The organism is Primorskyibacter aestuariivivens, assembly GCF_028023675.1.
In the GTDB taxonomy this organism is placed as follows: Bacteria; Pseudomonadota; Alphaproteobacteria; order Rhodobacterales; family Rhodobacteraceae; genus Marinovum; species Marinovum aestuariivivens.
This window is the reverse complement of record NZ_JAQIOZ010000020.1, coordinates 38,518-59,909: the sequence shown is the minus strand read 5'-3', so window position 1 is coordinate 59,909 and position 21,392 is coordinate 38,518. Positions and strand designations below refer to the sequence as shown.

Genomic DNA, 21,392 nt, shown 5'->3' with positions numbered 1-21,392 from the left:
TTACTCCGCAGGTTGAACATTTGCTGGCGTCTTGGCCCGTCTTGGGGCGCCCACGCGCAGGCGACGATCAGACAGGCTCAGCGCGCCACCCAGGACAAGCATGAACGAGCCCAGCCAGATGAAATTGACCAGAGGCTCATAAAGCACGCGCAAGGTCCAGGCATTGCCCGCCTGTTCCGAGGCCGGGGCGGCGATGGAGGCATAGAGGTCCCCCGCCAGCGTGTGGCGAATGGCGCTTTCAGTCGTGGAGCTTTGCGCGACAGGGTAGTTGCGCCGTTCCGGGTAAAGCTTGGTGATGAACTCGCCGTCACGGGTCACGTCCAGCGTGGCACGGCTGGCGATATAGTTCGGCCCGCGCACCCGCTCAACGCCCTCAAACTCCACGGTGAAGCCTGCCACGACGATCTTCGTCCCCGGCTCGGCAAAGGTCACCACCTCGTCTTTCCAGGCCGACGAGCCGACAAAGCCAAAGATGCAGACCGCCAGCCCCAGATGGGCCATGGTCATCCCATGCGAGGCGCGCGGCAGGTTCTTCATCCGCCGCCAGCTTTCGGAAAACGGCGCGCGGAACAGCTTGATGCGCGCGCCCCATTCCTGAAGCGTCGCCAGCATGAGCCAGATCGCCAGACCAAAGGCCAGAATGGCAATCACCGGGCCTTTGGTGACGATGTACCAGACCACCAGCATGGCTACGAAGCTGACGCCAAACACCAGCCAAAGCCTTTGTGCCACGCCGCGCAAATCCGCGCGTTTCCACGACAGGAACGGCCCCAGCCCCATGACAAAGATCAGGGGCAGCATAAGCGGGTTGAAGGACATGTTGTAAAACGGCGGCCCGACCGAGATTTTCTCGCCGGTGATCGCCTCAAGGAAAAGCGGGTAGAGCGTGCCGAACAGCACGGTGCCGGTGGCCGTGGCCAGTAGAAGGTTATTGATCAACAGCCCGCCTTCGCGGCTGATGGGCGTGAACAGCCCGCCGCCCTCCATCGCGGGCGCGCGCCAGGCATAAAGCGTGAGCGAGCCACCGATGGAAATGCCCAGAAGCGCAAGAATGTAGACGCCGCGTTCGGGGTCCACGGCAAACGCATGCACCGAGGTCAAAAGCCCCGAGCGCACGATGAAGGTGCCCAGCAGAGACAGCGAAAAGGTCAGGATCGCCAGCAGGATCGTCCAGCTTTTGAACGCGCCGCGTTTTTCCGTCACGATGGCGGAATGCAACAGTGCCGTGCCCAGAAGCCAGGGCATGAAGGACACGTTTTCCACCGGGTCCCAGAACCACCAGCCGCCCCAGCCCAGCTCGTAATAGGCCCACCAGGACCCCAGCGCGATCCCCCCGGTCAGGCTCATCCACGCCGCCAGCGTCCATGGCCGCACCCAGCGCGCCCATGCCGCATCGACCCGGCCCTCGATCAGCGCAGCGACGGCAAAGCTGAACACGATGGAAAAGCCCACATAGCCCACGTAAAGCAGCGGCGGATGCAGGGCGAGGCCGATATCCTGCAACAGCGGGTTCAGGTCAGAGCCATCCACCGGCGCGGGCGACAGCCGGTCAAACGGGTTCGAGGTAAAGATCATGAAGCTCAGGAAGCCCACGCCAATCCACGCCTGCACCGCCAGCGTCCGCGCCCGCAGCGCATGGGGGATATTCGCGCCAAACACCGCAACGCCCGCGCCAAACAGCGTGAGGATCAGCGTCCACAAAAGCAGCGAACCTTCGTGGCTGCCCCATGTGGCGGCGACCTTGTAGATCATCGGCTTGAGCGAGTTGGAGTTGTCCGCCACGTTCTTGACGGTGAAATCGCTGACCACAAAGGCCCACATCAGCGCGCCAAAGGCCACGGCAACAAAAACCAGCTGACCCAGCGCGGTGGATTGCGCCGAGCGCATCCAGACCAGATTGCCGCGCGCGGCCCCCATCATCGGTACGATGGATTGCACAAGCGCAAGGCCCAATGCCAGTGCCAGTGCGAATTGTCCAAGTTCGGGGATCATGCGGCCTCCCTAACGTCGCAGGAAATATATGCAACACTCCTAATGCGTCGCACGTGAATATTTAAGTCACCTTTTCGCCAGCGCACCCCCAAATTGGTCGCACCCTGTGCGAAACCCTCCCGTCCGGGACCGGTTTGTTCGCAATCCGGTCTCATGCCGCGTCTCCTGAGATCGTCTGGCATGCGGGGGGCGATGACGATAGTGCGGAAGGAGCGGACCAATGCGCCAGAAACTTTCAAAGTTTCCGGACCGATTTCTTTTGAAGAAATCGGGCTCTTGGACGCTGGCGGGCGTGGGCACATCGAATGGTGGGCTGGCATCCTGGGCTCTTTCCAGACATTCAGCCCCTGAAGACATACCCCGCAGCACCCACCTCATACGGCTCAAGTCCCCGGAGGCGCCCACGCGCTACCAATTCTTATACACCGCGCAGGTACACCCCTGTTTACGCGCCGCATCGCAAATATCATCCGCCTCGTCCCGATCCATGGAACTGACCCGCGCCATGTAATAACCCGGCCGCCCGCGCACCCGGCTCTTGACATAGATGATATCCGGGCGCTTGCCGGTCAGCGTGCGGCGGCAGGCGCGCGTGACACGGTCGTAATTGGACTGCGCGCGGTCCTCGGTCTTGCCAAAGGCGAACTGCGCGCCCCATTTGGCCAGTTTCGGCACCGGTCGCGCGCGCGGGCGCAGGCTGCGGGCGGATTTGTCGGGCTCAAAGACGATATCGGTCAAGGGCGTCACCCGCCGCCCCGTGGCCAGTTCGTGACAGGCCTCGCGGAACGGCAGCACAGGATCGAGCCGGTAATCGCGAATCCCGGGCGGGTCGTCGCGCCAGTCCTCGGCGCGCAACCCGGTGATGATGATCACGTAATCCACCGTTTCCTGCGCCAGCCCCCTGCCCTTGAGGAACAAGTCGGCGCGCTCTTCGCCCCCGTTATAGGCCAGCGCGGCAAGCCCGGGATTGCCGTAGCGCCGGGTCAGCTCACCCAGATATTGTGCCGAATGTTCAATGGCCTGCGCCGGGTTGAACGGGTCCCGGAGCCCGCGTTTCTCCGCCGTTGCGGCGATGAACTGGGCAATCCCCATGGCATAGGCATGGCTCAGCGCATTCTGGTCAAACCGGCTTTCCTGCCACAAAAGCCGCGCAAAAAACGCCGGGTCCAGCCCGTGGCGCAGCGCCTGAACCTCGATGGACTGGCAGACATCATGCACGAAATGCGCGGCGCGGATACATTCCACCGGTCCGAACGCACCGCGCGAACAGAGCTTACCCGGCGCATCCTCACTCGGGCGCGCAAAAACAGGGCCGGACAAAAGGCCCAGAACCAGACAACAGGCCACCCAGATTTTCATGGCTTTACTGTGAAGAGCGCAGACCTCAAGTCAACCGGGCCTTTTCCTTGTGACAGGAAAGTTATACGTCACGGACAAAGGAGACCGCCCATGTCGTTTTTCGGGAAACTCAAGGACCGTTTGTTCAAGTCCTCGTCCAAGCTGGATCAGGGGCTGGAAGCGATTGTCGAGGATGGGGGCGAGGTAAGCGCCGCCGATCCCGAGGTCACGCCAGATCCTGCCCCGGCTCCCGAACCCGATCCTGCGCCAACGCCGGTCCCCGACCCCGCGCCGGAACCGGAACCGGAACCGCAACCAGAGCCGGAACCGACGCCTGTCCCGGTCCCTCAGCCTGAACCGGACCCGGCCCCTGAGGCTCCGGTGGAGATTCCAGCCCCCGCCGAGGTGCCGGAGGAGGCACCGCAACCGCCGCGGGAAACGCCCGCCCCGACCCCGATCGAAATTCCCGACACGACCCCGGCAGAGACGCCCGCGCCCAAACCCGGCCTTCTGGGCCGTCTTCTGGGGCGTGGCGCGCAGAAAGAAGTGCTGCGCCGCGAGCTGGACGACGACATGCTCGAACAGCTCGAAGAACTGCTCATCGCCTCGGATATGGGCGTGGACACCGCGCTGCGCGTCACCGGCAACATGGCCGAGGGGCGCTATGGCAAGAAACTCTCGGTGGATGAAATCAAGGGCGCATTGGCGCAGGAAATCACCCGCGTGATGGAGCCGGTGGCCAAACCCCTGCCGCTTTATGCGAAGAAGCCGCAGGTCGTACTGGTGGTCGGTGTGAACGGTTCGGGCAAGACCACAACCATCGGCAAACTGGCCAGCCAGTTCCGCGCCGCGGGCAAGAATGTGGTGATCGCCGCGGGCGACACGTTCCGCGCCGCCGCGGTGGAACAACTGCAGGTCTGGGGCGAACGCGCCGGCGTGCCAGTGCTGACCGCGCCCGAGGGCTCGGACCCCGCGAGCCTTGCCTTTGACGCCATGGAACAGGCCGCGCGCGACGGTGCGGACCTTTTGATGATCGACACGGCGGGGCGGCTGCAGAACCGCAAGGACCTGATGGAGGAACTGGCCAAGATCGTGCGCGTCATTCGCAAGAAAGACCCCGATGCGCCGCATAACACCCTGCTCGTTCTGGACGCCACGACAGGGCAAAACGCGCTGTCACAGGTCAAGACATTCCAGGAACTGGCCGATGTCTCGGGCCTCGTCATGACCAAGCTCGACGGCACCGCCAAGGGCGGCGTGCTGGTGGCGCTGGCCGACAAATTCGGCCTGCCGATCCATGCCATCGGCGTGGGCGAACAGATCGACGATCTGGCACCTTTTGATCCCGAAGAATTCGCCGCCGCGCTCACCGGGCTCGACCGCTGAGCATGATGCGGCACCTCCCTGCTTCTTCTGTTTCAAAATACCTCGGGGGAGTCGCGCGACCGCGCGACGGGGGCAGCGCCCCCAAATGCAATATACCATGAGCGCCTGGCTGATCTCTTTGGAAGGCACCGCAGACGGCCACCAACTGGCCCTGATCCTCGCGGTGTCCGCCGCCTTCCTGCACGCGGTCTTCGGCGCGCTGCAAAAGGGCCGTCACGACCCTTGGCTGTCGCGCGGCGCGATTGATGCCTCTTACGGGCTTATGGCCGCGCCCTTCGCGCTCTTTGTCGTGCCATGGCCCGAGCCGCATATGTGGGTGATCTTTGCAGGCGCTTTCGTGATCCACACCGCCTATAAACTCCTGCAGGCGCAGGCCTATACCAAGGGCGCTTATACGGTCGTCTACCCGGTGGTCCGTGGCACCGGGCCGCTCTTTGCGGTGATCGGTGCCTACCTGATCTTTGGCGAGACCTTTACCCCCATCCAATGGCTGGGCGTCGCGGTCCTGCTCGCGGGCATTTTCGGCCTCGCCGTCTATAACCTGATTTTCCTCGAAACCGCGCGTGACACGCTGCCCGCGGCGCTGATGCTGGCGCTGGCCACCGGGCTTTTCGTGGCGCTCTACACGACCTATGACGCCTATGGCATCCGCGCCACCGCCGATCCTTTCACCTTTCTGGCCTGGTTTTTCATGATCGACGGGATCGCCATGCCGGTCCTCGCGGCTTTGCGCTGGCGCAACATGACCCATCGCCCGGAATTGCCGCCGCTGCTCCTGCGCGGCGGGATCGGCGGGCTGATCGCCTTTGCCAGCTTTGGCTCGATCATGCTGGCCACGCGATTGGACAAGGTGGGAGAGGCGGCGGTGCTGCGCGAGACCTCCACCGTCTTTGCCGCGCTCATCGGCTGGCTGGTGCTGCGCGAAACCGTGGGGCCACGCAGGATCGCGCTTATGGCGTTGATTGCAGCGGGGGCTGTGATAGTTGAGATGGGCGGATAAACCGAGGATCCAGATGGCCGAGAAACAACAGATCAACCCGTTCCTGAAACAGGTGCTCGAACTGGGCCCGCCGCTGGCGTTTTTCGGCCTTTATCTGCTGTGGAAGGACAAGGTCTTCACCTTTGGCGGCACGGAATATTCCGGGTTTATCGTCGCCACGGTGGTCTTTGTGCCGATCATGCTGGCCGCCATGGGTGTGCTCTGGGCGCTGACCCGGGAACTCAGCCGCATGCAGGTCTTCACCGCGATCATGGTGATCTTTTTCGGCGCGCTCACCGCCTGGTTCAATGACGAGCGGTTCTTCAAGATGAAGACCACGCTGGTTTACGGCTTCTTCGCGCTGCTGCTCGGCATCGGGCTGGTGCGCGGCAAGAGCTACCTGGCCTATGTGCTCTCGGACGCGGTGCCCATGTCGGATGAGGGATGGATGATCCTGACCCGACGACTGGCCTTGATGTTCCTTGTGCTGGCCATCGGCAACGAGATCGTTTGGCGCACGCTCAGCACGGACCTTTGGGTCAAGATCGAAACCTTCGGCTTTCCCATCGCCATGTTCCTGTTCATCTGGGCGCAGTTCGCCGCCCTGCACAAGCATATGGAGTTTGAGGACGACGAAGCATAAATCACCGAAATCTTTAAAAGATTTCGGACCGATTTCTTCCAAAGAAATCGTTTTTACGCCAGTGACTGCAGCCACAGCACAATCGCCGGAAACGCCACCAGCAACGCGATGGTGATCCCGTCCGCGATAAAGAACGGCGTGACGCCTTTGAACACGTCCTGCACGCTCAGATCGTCGCGCACCCCCGCCACCACGAAGCAATTGAGCCCGATGGGCGGCGTGATCAGGCAGAACTCGGCCATTTTCACCACCAGAATCCCGAACCAGATCGCGCACATCGGCCCCGACATGCCAAAGGCGCTGTCCGCGGCGGACACATATTCACCGCCATTCAATGCCATGACCGCCGGGTAAACCACCGGCAGGGTCAAGAGCAGCATGCCGATCGCATCCATGAACATGCCCAGCACCGCATAGGCCAGAAGGATGCAGATCAGGATCAGCATCGGCGACACGGTGAGCGAGGTGATCCAGTCGGAAAACGCCCCCGGCAGGTCGGCAAAGCCCAGAAAGCGCACATAGATCAGCACGCCCCAGATGATGGTAAAGATCATCACGGTGAGCTTGGCGGTCTCCAGAAGCGCCGATTTCAGCTCTTTCCAGCGCATGCCCTTCCACAGCGCCATGCAGAACACGATGAACGCGCCCACTGCGCCGCCCTCGGTCGGCGTGCCCCAGGCGTCGCCAAAGGGGTTGTAAACAAAGAAAATGATGATCACGACGACCATCACGATGGGCAGCGCTTCGGGCAGGCTCGCGAAACGTTCGCGCCATGTGAAACCGCCCACTGGCGGGCCGACATTCGTGAAGATCACCGCAATCCCCACGATCAACATCGCATAAATGATGGCCGAAAACGCACCGGGGATGAATCCCGCAAGCAAGAGCTTGCCCACGTCCTGTTCGACGATGATAGCGTAGATCACGAGGATGGCAGAGGGTGGGATAAGCGAGGCCAACGTACCGCCCGCCGCCACCACACCGGCGGCGAATTGCTTGTTATACCCGATCTTGAGCATCTCGGGGATGGCGATGCGGGCGAACACCGCCGCCGTGGCCACCGACGCGCCCGACACGGCGGCAAATCCCGCCGTGGCAAACACGGTGGAGACCGCGAGCCCGCCCGGCAGCCATGCGATCCAGCGTTTCGCCGCCTCAAAGAGCGCCCGGGTCAGCCCGGCGTAATAGGCCAGATACCCGATCAGGATGAAGGTCGGGATCAGCGACAGCGCTTGTGACGCGACCTTGGAATGCGGCACCTGTCCGGCGGTTTTGACTGCGACAGTGATCGCCCAGCCGATCCGCTCGGGGTCAAAGTCGCGTTTGGCCCAGAACACAAGGAACAGCCCCACCAGCCCGGCCAATGCGGCGGCAAAGGCCACCCGCATGCCCAGCACCACCATGAGCAGCATGCCGCCCGTGACCCAGAGGCCAATCTCGATCGGATCCATGCGCCCTACTCCCGCTCGGCCAGTTGTTCGGCTTCGGCCCGTGCCTGCGCCGCCGCATCCATCACCAGCGGCACCGCCACCGGGGCCTCCAGCCCCTTGACCAGCGCGCGGCCATAGCCCCAGACCTGCAATGCCAGCCGCAGGCACAGCACGCTGAACGCCACTGGTGCCAAAAGCTTGGCGGGCCGGATCGGCAATCCGATGTCGATGGAGCTGTCGCGGCTCCAGAGCGGTGCGCCGAAATCAAAACTGCGCTGGAAATGCGCCCAGCTGCCCCAGACCAGCGCGATCATCAAGAGCAGCACCAGCACCATCGAGATCAGCTCAAACAGCCACAGCGCCCGCCCCCGGAGCTGGCTGACAAGGATGTCCATGCGGATATGGGTGCCGTCGCGCTGCACATAAGAGATGCCCATGAAGGCAATCAGAGGCATCGCCGCCTCGATCCAGTCCACGTAACCAGACAGGGGCGCATTGAAGAATGCCCACCCGCCCACAGACCGCACGGCCAGCACCATCAGCATGAAGATTGCAATGCCCGAGAGAAGCGCAAAGAACCGCTCCAGCACCAACAGACGTCTGTCCAGACGGCTGATCAGGCTGTCGTCTTCCAAGACCGGTGATGATCCTGCCATGCCTGCCCCTCCCTGTTCTGAAAACGGGCCACCCATTCGGGCAGCCCGTCATTCGGCAACTGTGATCAGTTGCTCATCTTGGCTTTTTCAAGCGTCGAGGTCACAAGGTCATAAAGCTCCTGCGCGGGCAGCCCCTGTGCGCTCATGTCCGCGATCCAGGCCTCGCGCGCCGGATCGGCGGCCTTGGCGCGGAACTCGGACAGCACCTCATCCGAGATCGTGACCTTCTGCACACCCTTTTCCTCCAGCACCGCATCCCAGCGGCCCAGAAGCTCGGCGTAGTTTGCGAGGTAATGATCAATCGCCTCGGGGATCGAGCTGTCCAGCGCCTCGCGCTCGGCGTCCGAGACGCGCCTCGTAAGCGTCGATATTCACCACCACGGGGCAATTCACCGTGCCGGGGTTGAGGTTTGCAGTCCACCAATCGGCCTGATTGATCGTGCCAAAGTACAGATGCGCGTGCTGGGCAAAGGCTACGGTGTCCACGACACCGGATTCCATCGCCTGATTCGCCTCGGTCGCGGTCACAGAGGTTGGCACCGCGCCCACGGCCTTGAACGCCTCGCCCAGACCAGCGGTGGCGCGCACCCGCATGCCTTCCATGGCGGCCAGCGTGTCGCGCGGCTCGCCGGTGCCGACAAGGTTATATTGCGGCATGGGCGAGGTCATGATGATCTCGGCATTCCATTGCGCCATCTCTTCCTTGACCGCCGGATGCTCATAGACCGCGTGGCTCACCGCCACTTCCTGATCAAGGTTCTCAACGCCGAGGAAGGGCAGTTCCAGCACGGTGATCGCGCGGTTCTTGTCCCGGTGATAGCCGGCACAGAACTGCGCCATTTCAAACGCGCCGATGGAGATGCCATCGAGGTTTTCGCGGTTCTTGGACAGCCCGCCATAGCTCACATTCATGGTAAACTCGCCACCGGTTTTCTCGGAGACCAGTTCGGCAAGCTTTTCAATATGTTCGGTAAACGCGCGCCGCTTGCCCCAGACCGAGACATTCCATTCCGTGGCCGCAGCTTCGGCACCGATCGACGCAATAATGGCGGTAGCGGCCAGTTTGGCCGTGACATGTTTCATGAATTTTCCTCCCTTGGGTGGCGGTTTGCCCGCCGTTGTATGCGTGATCGCATCACCCATGCCCGGTCTGGCAAGTGTTGTGCCCGCCCTATTGACGTAGGGTCAAAACCGAGCGACGCCCCGCGTGTAAATTTGATCAAATTTCATTTCAGAGGCAGATCAGGGGCTGGCGATGCCCCGTGACCTTCGGTTAAGTCACAGGTGCTGACCTGACCGGAGACACATCATGGCCCTGCGCATCTTTATCAACGGTTTTGGCCGGATCGGACGCACGATCACCCGCATGGTGTTGAACGGCGAGACCGATATCGAGATCACCGGCATCAATGATATCGCCCCGCTTGAGACCTGTGCCTACCTGTTCGGTTATGACAGCGTCTTCGGCCCCTTTCCCGGCGGCGTTGAGGGGCGTGACGGTCAGTTGCAGGCCGCGGGCCGTTCCATCCCGGTGTATCACGCCGCCGATCTGAGCGATCTGGATCTGTCAGGGGTGGATATCGTGATGGAATGCACCGGCAAGGCCAATACGCGCGCGGTGGCCGAGCGGGGCCTGCGCGCGGGCGCGGGCCGGGTGCTGATCTCGGGCCCCTCGCCCGCCGCCGATGACACGATCGTGCTGGGGGCCAATCAGGAATTGTTGCGCGATCAGCCGGTCATCTCCAACGCCTCCTGCACCACCAACGCGCTGGCGCCTCTTTTGCGACTGCTGGATGAGGCGGCGGGGGTTTTGTCCGGCCATATGACGACGGTGCATTGCTATACCGGGTCCCAGCCCACGGTGGATGCGCCGCGCGGATCGCTGTCGCGCTCGCGCGCGGCGGCCATGTCCATGGTGCCCACCACCACAAGCGCAGGACAGTTGATCGGCGTGGTGCTGCCGCATCTCAAAAACCGCATCGAGGCACGCGCCATCCGCGTGCCCACCGCAAGCGTCTCGGCCATCGACCTGACCGTGCAGACCCGCGATCCGGTCACCGTGGAGGCGCTCAATGCGCTGGTGCGATCCGCTGATCCTAGCCTGTTTGGATATACCGAGATGCCGCTTGTTTCGACCGACCTGCGCGCCCGGCCGGAGAGCCTGATCGTGTCGGGCCGCGAGACATCGGTTTCGCTGGGCGGCGTGCTGCGCATCTTTGGATGGTATGACAATGAATGGGGCTTTTCAGCGCGCATGCTGGATATGGCGCGACGCATGGGCGCGATGCGCTGATGAACGGTCCGACGGAGAAAATTCCGAAAATTTCACCGGAGAACAAAGGCCTGCGCCCCATTTCCCAGAAAAGGCAAGGTCACGCGATGTGACCGCAAAGCCCTTATTTCCCACAATTTATGCGACCTTTGGCCAAATGACCTTTGGATTTTCCCATCCTAGACTAAACTACGCAGAGGGAGAGAGGTAACATGGACAAGGAAACGCTGAGCGCCTCCGCTTGTCCGTCACAGGCGCTGGTCGTGGATGACCATCCGTTGTTTTGCGATGCATTGGTTCTGACGCTTCGGTCCCTGTGCGACAAGACCGATGTGCGCACCGCCGCCAGCCTGGGACAAGCAATCGAACAAATCGAAGCCGGCTTTCGGCCGAAACTGGTCCTGCTGGACCTGAACCTGCCTGACGTGAACGGGCTGGACGGGTTGATCCGGCTGAAAAGCGCGCTGGGGCAATGCCCCGTGGTGGTTGTTTCCTCCATGGCCGACAACAAGATGATCGCACAGGCCCTGTCCGCCGGAGCGTCGGGTTTCGTGCCGAAACACAGCCAGCGCCAGGAATTCCACCGCGCGCTGACCGCGATCAGCAATGGCGAAACCTTTACCCCTGACAGTTTTGTGCCCGGCAGTGCCGAGCAAGGCGGGCAGAATGACGCCTTTGACCGGCTGGCCTCGCTGACCAATCAGCAATCGCGCATCCTGCAACTGATCTGCGAGGGCAAGCTGAACAAGCAGATCGCCTTTGACCTGTCGATTGCCGAAACCACGGTCAAGGCCCATGTGACCGCGATCATGCGCAAGCTTGGCGTGCAAAGCCGGACACAGGCCGTACTGGTCGCCCAGGAAGCCCGGTTTTCCGAAATCCTGCCCACCGCCGAGGCGCGCCACGCCTGACGGGCGGGCCTCGCCTGACGGCAAAGCAGTGCATTGTCTTGTGCGCATCGGCGCATTAAGCTTTGGCAACTGATCCCAGAGGTCGGATGAATTGGACGGTCACACAAAACCAACGACCGCCAAGGGAGGAGACAAGGCCGACCTGTGCCGCACGCAGGTTGGGATAGATGTCGCGGACCCCGTTGGCGCACTTCGCTCAGGGCTCGGCCCCGGGCCCTTTGAACTTGTGTTGCTGTTCATCAACAACCGGGCGGATTTCCCTGCCCTTGCACGTGAGGCGAGTGCGCAATTGCGCGCCAAACACGTGGTGGCCTGCACCACCGCCGGTGAGATCGGCGAAACGGGATATGAAGAGGACCAGATCGTCGCGCTGGCCTTTGGCACGTCGCAGTTCAGGACCTGCTGCTATGCCATTGACCTGGGCAATTGGGACAACCCGCAATCCGAAACCGACCGGTTGATCCGGACCCGCGTTGCGCTGGAAGAAGAGGCGCCGGATTTCGCGTCTGAATTCGCCTTTGTCGTGGTGGATGGCCTGTCGCTGCGCGAGGACGAACTGACCGGGGCATTGGCACCGGGACTTGGCAGCATGCAGCTTTTTGGCGGCTCTGCCGGTGATGGGACGGAGTTCCGGCACACCTATATCGCGCTGGACGGCGAAGTGATGGAAAACGCGGCCATCATGTCGGTGGTGCGCAGCGCCTGCCCGATCAAGGTCTTCAGCCTCAATCACCTGTCGCCCACGGATGTGAAAATGGTGGTGACCGATGCCGACCCGCGCCACCGGATCGTGCGCGAGATCAACGCCGAACCTGCGGCGCGAGAATATGCCCGCATCGTCGGCAAGATGCCCGAGCAGCTTGACCAGTTCACCTTTGCCGCGCATCCGGTGGTCGTACAGGTCGGCGCGCGCCACCATGTCCGGGCCATTCAACGGGTCAACGAAGCCGGCGAGTTGGTGTTCTTTTCCGCCATCGATGACGGCATGGTGCTGACGCTGGCGGAGTCCGAGGATATGGCGAGCCATCTGGACCGGGAACTGTCGCGGCTGTCCGAGGATCAGGAACCGCAGGCCATTCTGGGCTGTGACTGCATCCTGAGACGGCTGGAAGCGGGCCAGCGCCAGCAATTGCACAAGGTCTCAGAGGTGCTCAGGGCGCATAATGTACGCGGCTTCAGCACCTATGGCGAGCAATCGGGTGGTTTGCACGTCAATCATACGATGACCGGCGTTGCCATCTATCCCCCGGCCCCGGATGATCCGGAACAGACGGACCACCCCGATGACCCTGATTAACAACAACGACAGCCTCGAGCGCCAGAACGAAAAGCTGATGCGCATCGCGCAGTCACTCATGCGGCGCGTGGAGCGGCAAAAGGACCCGTCCGGCCTTGCCTATGCGCAGTTCGAACGCGCGGCGCTTTTGGAAGACCAGGTACGCAGCCGCACCCGCGATCTGGAACAGGCGCTCAACCTTTTGCAGGAAAGCAACCTGCGGCTGGAACAGGCAAACGCCGAGACCGAGGCCGCGCGCGCCTATCTGACCGAGGCGATCGAGTCGGTGAACGAAGGCTTTGCGCTGTTCGACAACACCGACACGTTGGTGCTGTGCAACTCGCGCTTTTGCCAGGACATGCGCGATATCGCGGGCAAGCTGGTCCCCGGCATCGCCTTTGACCGCTATGTGGAACTTGTCAGCCAGAGCGCCTATCTCGCCCTGCCGGACGGGGAAACCTCTGCTGGCTGGGCCGCGATGCGCAAGAGCCGCCATCGCAACCGCAACGCCATGTTCAATGTCCGGCTGAAACAGGACATGTGGTTACAAGTGTCCGAGCGGCGCACGGAATCGCAGGGCACCGTCGTGCTGCAAACCGACGTGACCGACCTCATTCGGCTGGAGCGCGAGGAACGCGCGCGGTTGCAGGACAAACAGGCCCGGCTGATCGCAGCGACGCTGGAGCACCTGCATCAGGGAGTCTGCATCTTTGACGAAGAGGCGCAGCTTCTGGGCTGGAATGCGCGGGTGGCGGAACTGCTCAAGATCCCGATGAACCGCATCCAGCTGGGCGCGCGGTTTGCCACGCTGGTGGGGCATCTGCCGCAGGATTTCACCCTGTCTCAGGGCATGTCGCGCAAGCGCCTGCTGGACTGGGCCACGCGCCGGATAAATCGCGGCGCGCTGCGCTTTGAGGTCGCACAGGCCAATGCGCTGGTGCTCGACGCCTTTGCCCAAGGCCTGCCGGATGGCGGCTTTGTGATCAGCTTTACCGACGTCACCGCCGAACGCAACGCGGCGCGCGTGTTGCAGGAAATGAACGAGCGGCTGGAGGCGCGGGTGGCCGAGCGCACCACCGAGCTTGCCGCCGCACTGAGCGCTGCCGAGCGTGCCAATGCCTCCAAAAGCCGTTTTGTCGCCGCCGCCAGTCACGACCTGCTGCAACCGCTCTCGGCCGCTAAACTGTTCCTGGGATCGCTGGAGGGGACGCAAAGCAACGTCGCGAACGAAGTGACGCTGGACAAGGTGATGTCGGCGCTGGGCTCGGTCGAGAACATCATCGAAGCACTGCTCGACATCTCCAAGCTCGAAAGCGGACAAGCCGCGTTCGAGGTGCGTCCCGTTGCGTTGCAGACCCTGTTCGACGGGTTGCGTCACCAACTGGAACCGCTGGCGGCGCAAAAGGGGCTTGGCCTGCGCATTGTGGACACCCGAGCCACGGTCATGTCCGATGCCAGCTATCTGCGCCGCATCCTGCAGAACCTTTTGGGCAATGCGGTGCGCTATACCCAGACCGGCAAGATCCTGATGGGCGCGCGGCGCGACGGCGACGCGTTGCGCATCGAGGTCCGGGACACCGGCCCCGGCATTCCCGAAGAGTTCCAGGACGAGGTGTTCCGGGAATTCGCGCGGCTGGATGCACCGGCCTCTGCCTCCGAGGGGCTGGGGCTGGGGCTGGCCATCGTGGAGCGCGCCTGCGCCGGGCTGGGCCACCAGATTTCGCTAACTTCGCAACCCGGGCGCGGCACCTGTTTTGCCGTGACGGTGCCGATGGTCGGCACTGTCCTGGGCACCGTGTTCAAGCCACCGCAGCGCGCCGTGCGCAGCCCGGCCACGGTCAAGGGGCGGGTGGTGTTTCTTGTCGAGAATGATGAAAACCTGCGCCGCGCGCTGAGCATGACATTGGAAAACAGCGGTGCAGACGTGATCGAAGCGCCCAACGCCGAAACCGCACTGGAACTTCTTGAAGAGCTGGAAATCACGCCTGACGCACTGCTGTTCGATGAGCAGTTGGGCGGCAGGATGACCGGCACCGTACTGTTCCGCGAAATCACCGAACGCTACGGACGCTTGCCGGTGCGCATCATTTCAGCCCTGCGCTGCGAGGTGTTGCAGGAGACCTGCAGACGGATGGACGTGACCCTGCTGAACAAACCGATCAACATGGCCGATCTTGACCTGTTTCTCGAAGAGGTCGCCAACAGTTAGAACGCGGGCCTAGAGCATGTCCGAGGAGCGCAAAACCGGTTCCCACTTTTGCGCGACATGCTCTACTCCTCGCCCTGCGCCTCGGCGCGGCTCTTGCCCGAGACATCCATCGCCAGCGTGGCAGCCATGAACGCGTCCAGATCGCCATCGAGCACGCCCTTGGTATCCGAGGTCTCGTGCCCGGTGCGCAAGTCCTTGACCATCTGGTAGGGCTGCAACACGTAAGACCGGATCTGGTTGCCCCAGCCCGCATCGCCCTTGGCCTCATGCGCGGCATTGATATCGGCATTGCGCCGGTCCAGTTCCAACTGATAGAGCCGCGATTTCAGCGCCTTCATGGCAATGTCGCGGTTCTGGTGCTGGGATTTCTCGGAACTGGTCACCACGATGCCCGTCGGGTGGTGGGTGATCCGCACGGCCGAGTCGGTGGTGTTCACGTGCTGGCCGCCAGCGCCGGAGGACCGGTAGGTGTCGATGCGGATATCGGCCGGGTTCACCTCGATCTCGATATTGTCGTCCACCACCGGGTAGACCCAGACCGAACAGAAGGACGTATGCCGTTTGGCCGCCGAATCGTAGGGCGAGATGCGCACCAGCCGGTGCACGCCCGATTCCGATTTCAGCCAGCCATAGGCATTATGGCCCGAGATTTTGTAGGCGGCGGATTTGATCCCCGCCTCGTCACCCGATTGCTCGGATTGCAGCTCGACCTTGTAGCCCTTGGATTCGGCCCAGCGCACATACATCCGCGCCAGCATGGAGGCCCAGTCACAGGACTCAGTACCGCCGGCGCCCGCGTTGATCTCAAGAAAGGTATCGTTGCTGTCCGCCTCGCCATCGAGCAGCGCCTCAAGCTCTTTCGCGGCGGCGGTGACGGCCAGCGCCGAGATCGCCGCCTCGGCATCGGCGATGACCTCTTTGTCCTCTTCCATCTCGCCCAGTTCAATGAGCTCGATATTGTCGCTGAGATCCTGCTTGATCGTCTCGTAGGTCGACACCTTGTCCATCAGCGCCTGCCGGTCGCGCATGAGTTTCTGCGCCTTGTCCGGATCGTTCCACAGATCCGGATTCTCGGTCATGGCGTTGAATTCCTCAAGCCGATGCGGGGCGGTTTCGTAGTCCATCCGTTGGGCGAGCAGCTCAAGCGATTTTTCGATCTCGGCGACTTTGTTTTCGATTTCCGCGCGCATGGTGTATTCGGCTCCAAAGAGTAAGGATTGCCTGATATCAAGCCTGCCGGGTGGGAACAAGACGCGAGCATGGGGCGAAGCCCCCCATCTGCGTAACGCCGGGCGCGGCCCTGTGTTCTTCGCTTCAGTGTCGGCTCCATCCCTTAAAGCCGCCATACCCCTGCGCCCCGCTGGCCTGTCTCAGTACAGCCCGCCCGAGCTAAGCGTGCCAAAGCTGGCTTTGGGGCCAACGATGGCCTTTTTGCCGGTCGAGGTGGTGACCTGTTTGGGCCCCTGCCCGTCCGGCACGATCAGGTCAAAGTTGGACCCCATCGCAAAACCACCGTCGAACATGATGCCGAACACCGGCTCTTCGCCCTCGCGGAAACATTCGGTGACCACGTTGTCGCCACTTGCATCCGGAGACAGGCGCGCGCCCGAGAAACGGTCGATCTTGATGAATTCGCAATTCTCCGGCACGCGGAATTTGCCGCCGCCATAGCTCTTGATCGCCTCACTCATGAAGCGCTGGAACACCGGGCCACAGAACCCGCCACCCGACGCGCCGCGCCCCAAGGAGCGCGGGCGGTCATAGCCGATATAGCAGCCCGCGACGATATTCGAGGTGAAGCCCACGAACCACACATCCTTGGCGTCGTTGGTGGTGCCGGTCTTGCCAGCCGTAGGCACCGGAAGGTTCACATGGCGCGAAGCGGTGCCGCGGTCCACCACCCCTCTCATCATCGAGGTGAGCTGATAGGCGGTCACCGCATCCATCACCCGTTCGCGGTCGGACACGATACGGGGGCTGCGGGTCTCGGCAATGGTGGGATCGTCGCAATCGGTGCAGTCGCGCGGGTCATGACGGTAGACCGTCTTGCCGTAGCGGTCCTGCACACGGTCAACAAGCGTGGGTTCCACACGTTCGCCGCCATTGGCAAACATCGCATAGGCCGCAACCATCTTGAAAAGCGTGGTTTCCTGAGAACCCAGCGAATTGGCCAGCACAGGGTTGAGGTAATCATAGACCCCAAAGCGTTCCGCGTAGGAGCCGACCACCTCCATGCTGACCTCTTGTGCCAGACGCACGGTCATGAGGTTCCGCGACCGTTCAATCCCGGTGCGCAGCGGTGTCGGGCCATAGAACTGGTTCGACGCGTTCTTGGGCCGCCAGACGCCCTGGGGTGTGTCGATCTCAATGGGTGCGTCGATCACGATGGTCGCGGGGGTATAGCCGCTGTCCAACGCCGAGGCATAGACAAAGGGTTTGAAGGACGAGCCGGGCTGACGCTGGGCCTGTGTCGCGCGGTTGAAGACTGAGTTCTGATAGGAGAACCCGCCCTGCATCGCGATCACACGGCCGGTATTGACGTCCATCGCCATGAACCCGCCCTGCACCTCGGGCACCTGACGCAGGGTCCAGCGGATGAACGCGCCCTCGCCATTGTCGCCCTCGGTCATTTTGCGCACATGCACAACGTCGCCGGGTTCGAAATTGTCAAAGAAATCGCCCTTGATCCAGGCAATGTCCTTGCGCGGCACCACATGCGGGGCGTTCTCGTTGGGGTCCACATCTTCGATGCCCAGCCGCAGTGACTGATCCTGCACCTCCAGCACCACGGCGGGATACCACTGGCTATCCAGCGTGATGTCGCGGGCGACTTTCACATTGGCCAGCTCCTCTTGCCAGTTGTCCAGCTTGCCCGCATCGATCTTCTTGCCGGTGCCGCGCCATGCGCCCAGCCCCCGGTCATAATCCTCAAGCTGTTTTTGCAGCGCATGGGCCGCGATCACCTGCATCTCGGGGTCGATGGTGGCACGCACTGTCAGACCGCCGGAAAAGAACTCACCCTCGCCAAAATCCTCGGACAGCTGGCGGCGGATTTCATCGGTGAAATAGTCGCGCGGCGGCAGCGCGGTCTTGAAGCTCTCAAAATCGCCATTCTGCACCGAGCGCAGCGGCTGGGCCACTTCCTGTGCATAGACGGCGTTGGAGATATAGCCGTTCTCCATCATCTCCTTGAGAACGAAGTTGCGGCGCTGCAAGAGCCGCTCCTTGCGCCGCACCGGGTGATAATCGGACGGAGCTTTGGGCAGCGAGGCAAGGAACGCCGCTTCATGCGGTTCGAGCTGACCCAAAGTCTTGTTGAAATAGGTCTGGGCCGCAGCGGCCACGCCATAGGAGTTCTGACCGAGGAAAATCTCGTTCAGGTACAGCTCCAGAATGCGGTCCTTTGGCAGGCTCTCCTCAAGCCGCGTGGCGAGGATGATCTCCTTGATCTTGCGCTCGACCCGCCGGTCGCCGGAGAGCAAGAAGTTCTTCATGACCTGCTGCGTGATGGTCGAGGCGCCGCGCACATTGCGCCCGCGCGACTGCACGGCCTCCACTGCGGCGGCGATGATGCCGCGCGCGTCATACCCCGCATGGGAATAGAAATTCTTGTCCTCGGCCGAAATAAAGGCGTGCTTGACCAGATCGGGGATCTCATCGGCCGGGGTGAAAAGGCGCCGTTCCTTGGCAAATTCGTCGATGATGCGCCCTTCGGTGGAATAGATTCGGCTGATCGTCGGCGGTTTGTATTGCGACAGGGATTCGTGACTGGGCAGGTCCTGGCCATAGATCCAGAACACGGCCCCAATGGACAGCGCCACGACGCCAAGCCCCATGGTCACAAGCGTGAAGATACCGCCGAAGAAAGAAAGGATGAACCGTAGCACGCAGGGCTCCTCTGGTTAGGCGCTCTATATAAGACCGGGGGTCGCCCGCGTCAAAACACAAGACCTGTCATCTTGGGCTGTTTTCAGCCCATGGCGTCGCAGCTTGCCCATCATTTCCGCCTCAGCGGCGCGACGGCTGCATCAGCCAAGCTCCAGGCCAGGATGCCGTCGCGAATGCCACGTGCCATGGAGGCGCGCCAACCGGGGTCCTGAAGGTTCTTCAGGTCCTCATCGGTAGACAGGAACCCGGCCTCGACCAGCACGGACGGGATATCGGGCGCTTTCAGCACCGAAAATCCGGCGGAGCGCAGCGGGCGTTTGTGGACATGGCCGACCTCGGTCTCGATCCCGCCGATCAGCGCCTTGGCCAGCATGGTCGAGCGCGGCGCGTTGTCCTGCCGCGCCAGATCCATCAGCACCTGCGCCACCACATCGTCCGACCCGCTCAGGTCAATGCCCGCCAGCAGGTCGCTGCGCTCATGACGTTCGGCCAGCGCAGCGGTCGCTTCGTCGGTGGCGGTCTCGGACAGAGTGTAGACGCTGGCCCCATGCGCCACGCCCTCCTGAAGCGCATCGGCGTGCAGCGAGATGAACAGATGCGCGCCACTGTCGCGCGCCATGGCCACGCGGCCCTCAAGCGAGACAAAGACATCATCACGCCGGGTCATGACCACGTCGATCCCCCCCGCGCGCAGCAGCGCCTCTTCGATATCAAAGGCCAGTTGCAGGATCAGGTCGGCCTCGGACTGGCCGTGGCGGATGGCACCGGGATCAATACCGCCGTGACCCGGATCAAGCATGACAACCAGCCGGTCGCGCCCGGCTTGCGGCGCGGCGCGCATCCCCGGTTCGGGCAGGACCCAGCGCGCATCGGGCGCGGCCCCGGTCCGGGCGTTGAACGTCGCGCGGTCAAGCTCTTCCAAACGGATCTCAAGCCGCGCGGCAGCAGTTTCGGGGGACACGAAGAGCGCCGCGGTCTCCACGCCCAGCGGGCCGGACAGCTCGGCCACAAAGCGCGACCAGCCGGGGCGCAACACGCCAAACTGCACCGCTGCGATGGTCTCGGACGAGAAGTTGTCAGGTGAGAGGCCGGTCCAGTCAACCTCTTGAAAATCCAGCACAAGCCTGTCCGGATTGGCCAGCGTATAAGCGCGCCATGGCACCCCCTGGCTCAGCCCAAAGCTCAGCTCAACCGCGCCGCCGCGCCGGTCGCGCACCGATGTCTCATCGGGGATCACACGGGCCAGCGCGCCAAACTCCTGGGTCTGCGCCCGGGCCACCGGTGCCAGCAGAATGCAAAGCAAGAGCGCAAACGCTCTGAGGAAGGAACTGCTCATGTGCCTCTTTTCGGCTTATGGATTCTGCCGCCAGTATAGCAGCGCCAGCTTGGCTCTGCATCCGCTTTGGCGATCAAATCGCGGTCACCCGCGGTCACCCTTTGGGCGGCAACAACATATGCCTCCCGGTCAACCGCCCCGCCCCGCCACAGCCAAAGCCCGGCGGCAGCCGGTCGCGTGGCACGAGGTCGAGAATACGCTGTTCATAACGCCGCGCCAGACAGCCGACCCCGGCCCCACAGGTATCGCGCCAGCGCAGCCAGAGCTTCTGATCGCTTTGCAGCGCCTTGCGCGCGCGGTGACCGGACAGATCGCGTTTGATATAATAATGACGCGCCATGGTGCGATCCAGTTCGGACAGATAGGCATCATGGCAGATCGCGTGTTCGGACGGGGTCAGCCGCCCGCCACAGGGAAAGCTTGGCCCGTCGACATAGCGGTCGGTCGCCTGTGCCGCGGCGGCGGAGATGCCCAGAGCAATGAGCGCGATGGGAAAGAATTTCAACATGACAATCCTCGAATTGGCAGGCCCCTGCCAGGTCCGAGGATAACACATGGGCCGCGGGTCGGCGCAAGTGGGCCTCGCGCGGACGTGAGCCGCGCAAGGCGTTTGTCATGTCAGCGCAGCACCGCGCGCCCGGCTTTCTTGAGCAACCCGGTCACGGCCTCGGGGTCGAATTTCTCGGAATAATCCATCTTGACCGACACCGATCCCATGATCTCGGCATTGAATTTGCCGCCATTGTCGATGGCCATTTCGATGCCACCGGCCTGATCCTTGACCAGCGCCTTGAGCAGCCCGCCCTGCGCCCGGTCGCCGGTGGCCCCGCTGCGGGCGAGAACGCCCAGCATCTCGCACAGATGCGGGCAACCACAATCGAGGATCGGAATACGTTCGTTGAGATCGACGACGATGCGCTCCATCTCTTCGAGCATCACGTCATTGACGCTGTCTTCGATGCTGCCGAAATCGTCGATCATGTCGGCATGGGCTACGGACCCAATGGAAAACGCCGCCGCGCAGATGGCGAGGGAAAATCTGTTCATGGTAATCTCCTGTCAAAAAAACGGGCAAA

16 protein-coding genes and 1 pseudogene are annotated in these 21,392 nt (G+C 62.5%); 7 read left to right on the top strand and 10 right to left on the bottom strand.

Translation table 11 applies throughout. The annotated features are described in order from the left end of the window. Window positions 1-1,992, bottom strand: coding sequence for a heme lyase CcmF/NrfE family subunit (locus PGB28_RS17910; protein ID WP_271422903.1), 1,992 nt, complete (start codon window positions 1,990-1,992; stop codon window positions 1-3). 408 nt (window positions 1,993-2,400) lie between these two features. Continuing rightward, window positions 2,401-3,351: a lytic transglycosylase domain-containing protein gene (locus PGB28_RS17905; RefSeq protein WP_271422902.1), complete on the bottom strand. Its 951-nt coding sequence runs from the start codon at window positions 3,349-3,351 to the stop codon at window positions 2,401-2,403. Between the two features lie 90 nt (window positions 3,352-3,441). Between PGB28_RS17905 and ftsY the strand changes: the two genes are divergently transcribed. The 3 genes from ftsY (at window position 3,442) to PGB28_RS17890 (ending at window position 6,338) form a co-directional block, all read left to right on the top strand. Next, a complete protein-coding gene (gene ftsY, locus PGB28_RS17900) occupies window positions 3,442-4,716 on the top strand; it encodes a signal recognition particle-docking protein FtsY (protein WP_271422901.1) in 1,275 nt (424 codons plus the stop codon). Between the two features lie 97 nt (window positions 4,717-4,813). Next, window positions 4,814-5,716, top strand: a complete 903-nt coding sequence (locus PGB28_RS17895) for an EamA family transporter (protein ID WP_271422900.1) — start codon at window positions 4,814-4,816, stop codon at window positions 5,714-5,716. Window positions 5,717-5,729: 13 nt separating this feature from the next. After that, the gene (locus tag PGB28_RS17890; RefSeq protein ID WP_271422899.1) at window positions 5,730-6,338 is read left to right on the top strand and encodes an inner membrane-spanning protein YciB; all 609 of its coding nucleotides are present in this window, start codon (window positions 5,730-5,732) and stop codon (window positions 6,336-6,338) included. 53 nt (window positions 6,339-6,391) lie between these two features. Here the strand turns inward: PGB28_RS17890 and PGB28_RS17885 are convergent, their stop codons facing one another. The 3 genes and pseudogenes from PGB28_RS17885 to dctP form a co-directional block, all read right to left on the bottom strand. After that, window positions 6,392-7,789: a TRAP transporter large permease gene (locus PGB28_RS17885; RefSeq protein ID WP_271422898.1), complete on the bottom strand. Its 1,398-nt coding sequence runs from the start codon at window positions 7,787-7,789 to the stop codon at window positions 6,392-6,394. A gap of 5 nt (window positions 7,790-7,794) precedes the next feature. Then, window positions 7,795-8,424 (bottom strand): TRAP transporter small permease subunit, encoded by a 630-nt coding sequence (locus PGB28_RS17880; protein ID WP_271422897.1) that lies wholly within the window; start codon window positions 8,422-8,424, stop codon window positions 7,795-7,797. Window positions 8,425-8,489: 65 nt separating this feature from the next. Beyond that, a pseudogene (gene dctP / locus PGB28_RS17875) lies at window positions 8,490-9,507 on the bottom strand (TRAP transporter substrate-binding protein DctP). Window positions 9,508-9,733: 226 nt separating this feature from the next. On the opposite strand from dctP, the gene PGB28_RS17870 reads away from it, so the two are divergent. The 4 genes from PGB28_RS17870 (at window position 9,734) to PGB28_RS17855 (ending at window position 15,092) form a co-directional block, all read left to right on the top strand. Next, a complete protein-coding gene (locus PGB28_RS17870) occupies window positions 9,734-10,717 on the top strand; it encodes a type I glyceraldehyde-3-phosphate dehydrogenase (RefSeq protein ID WP_271422896.1) in 984 nt (327 codons plus the stop codon). A gap of 191 nt (window positions 10,718-10,908) precedes the next feature. Further along, window positions 10,909-11,607, top strand: coding sequence for a response regulator (locus tag PGB28_RS17865; RefSeq protein WP_271422895.1), 699 nt, complete (start codon window positions 10,909-10,911; stop codon window positions 11,605-11,607). 91 nt (window positions 11,608-11,698) lie between these two features. Further along, window positions 11,699-12,904 (top strand): FIST N-terminal domain-containing protein, encoded by a 1,206-nt coding sequence (locus PGB28_RS17860; RefSeq protein WP_408636277.1) that lies wholly within the window; start codon window positions 11,699-11,701, stop codon window positions 12,902-12,904. Continuing rightward, window positions 12,891-15,092 carry a hybrid sensor histidine kinase/response regulator gene (locus PGB28_RS17855; protein WP_271422893.1) on the top strand — a complete coding sequence of 734 codons (2,202 nt, stop codon included), beginning with the start codon at window positions 12,891-12,893 and terminating at the stop codon, window positions 15,090-15,092. The genes PGB28_RS17860 and PGB28_RS17855 overlap by 14 nt, the downstream gene beginning before the upstream one ends. A 62-nt stretch (window positions 15,093-15,154) precedes the next feature. Here PGB28_RS17855 and prfB read toward each other — a convergent pair whose 3' ends face one another. From prfB to PGB28_RS17830, 5 genes are all read right to left on the bottom strand, one after another. Further along, window positions 15,155-16,282 (bottom strand): peptide chain release factor 2, encoded by a 1,128-nt coding sequence (gene prfB / locus PGB28_RS17850; RefSeq protein WP_271422892.1) that lies wholly within the window; start codon window positions 16,280-16,282, stop codon window positions 15,155-15,157. Window positions 16,283-16,462: 180 nt separating this feature from the next. Further along, entirely contained in the window at window positions 16,463-18,979 is a 2,517-nt protein-coding gene (locus PGB28_RS17845; protein WP_271422891.1) for a penicillin-binding protein 1A, read from the bottom strand. Between the two features lie 110 nt (window positions 18,980-19,089). Continuing rightward, complete coding sequence (locus PGB28_RS17840) at window positions 19,090-20,316, bottom strand: N-acetylmuramoyl-L-alanine amidase (protein ID WP_271422890.1); 1,227 nt, start codon at window positions 20,314-20,316, stop codon at window positions 19,090-19,092. A 94-nt stretch (window positions 20,317-20,410) separates the two neighbouring features. Then, the gene (locus PGB28_RS17835; protein ID WP_271422889.1) at window positions 20,411-20,824 is read right to left on the bottom strand and encodes a lysozyme inhibitor LprI family protein; all 414 of its coding nucleotides are present in this window, start codon (window positions 20,822-20,824) and stop codon (window positions 20,411-20,413) included. A 110-nt stretch (window positions 20,825-20,934) separates the two neighbouring features. Further along, window positions 20,935-21,363 (bottom strand): hypothetical protein, encoded by a 429-nt coding sequence (locus PGB28_RS17830; RefSeq protein WP_271422888.1) that lies wholly within the window; start codon window positions 21,361-21,363, stop codon window positions 20,935-20,937. Window positions 21,364-21,392 lie beyond the last annotated feature (29 nt).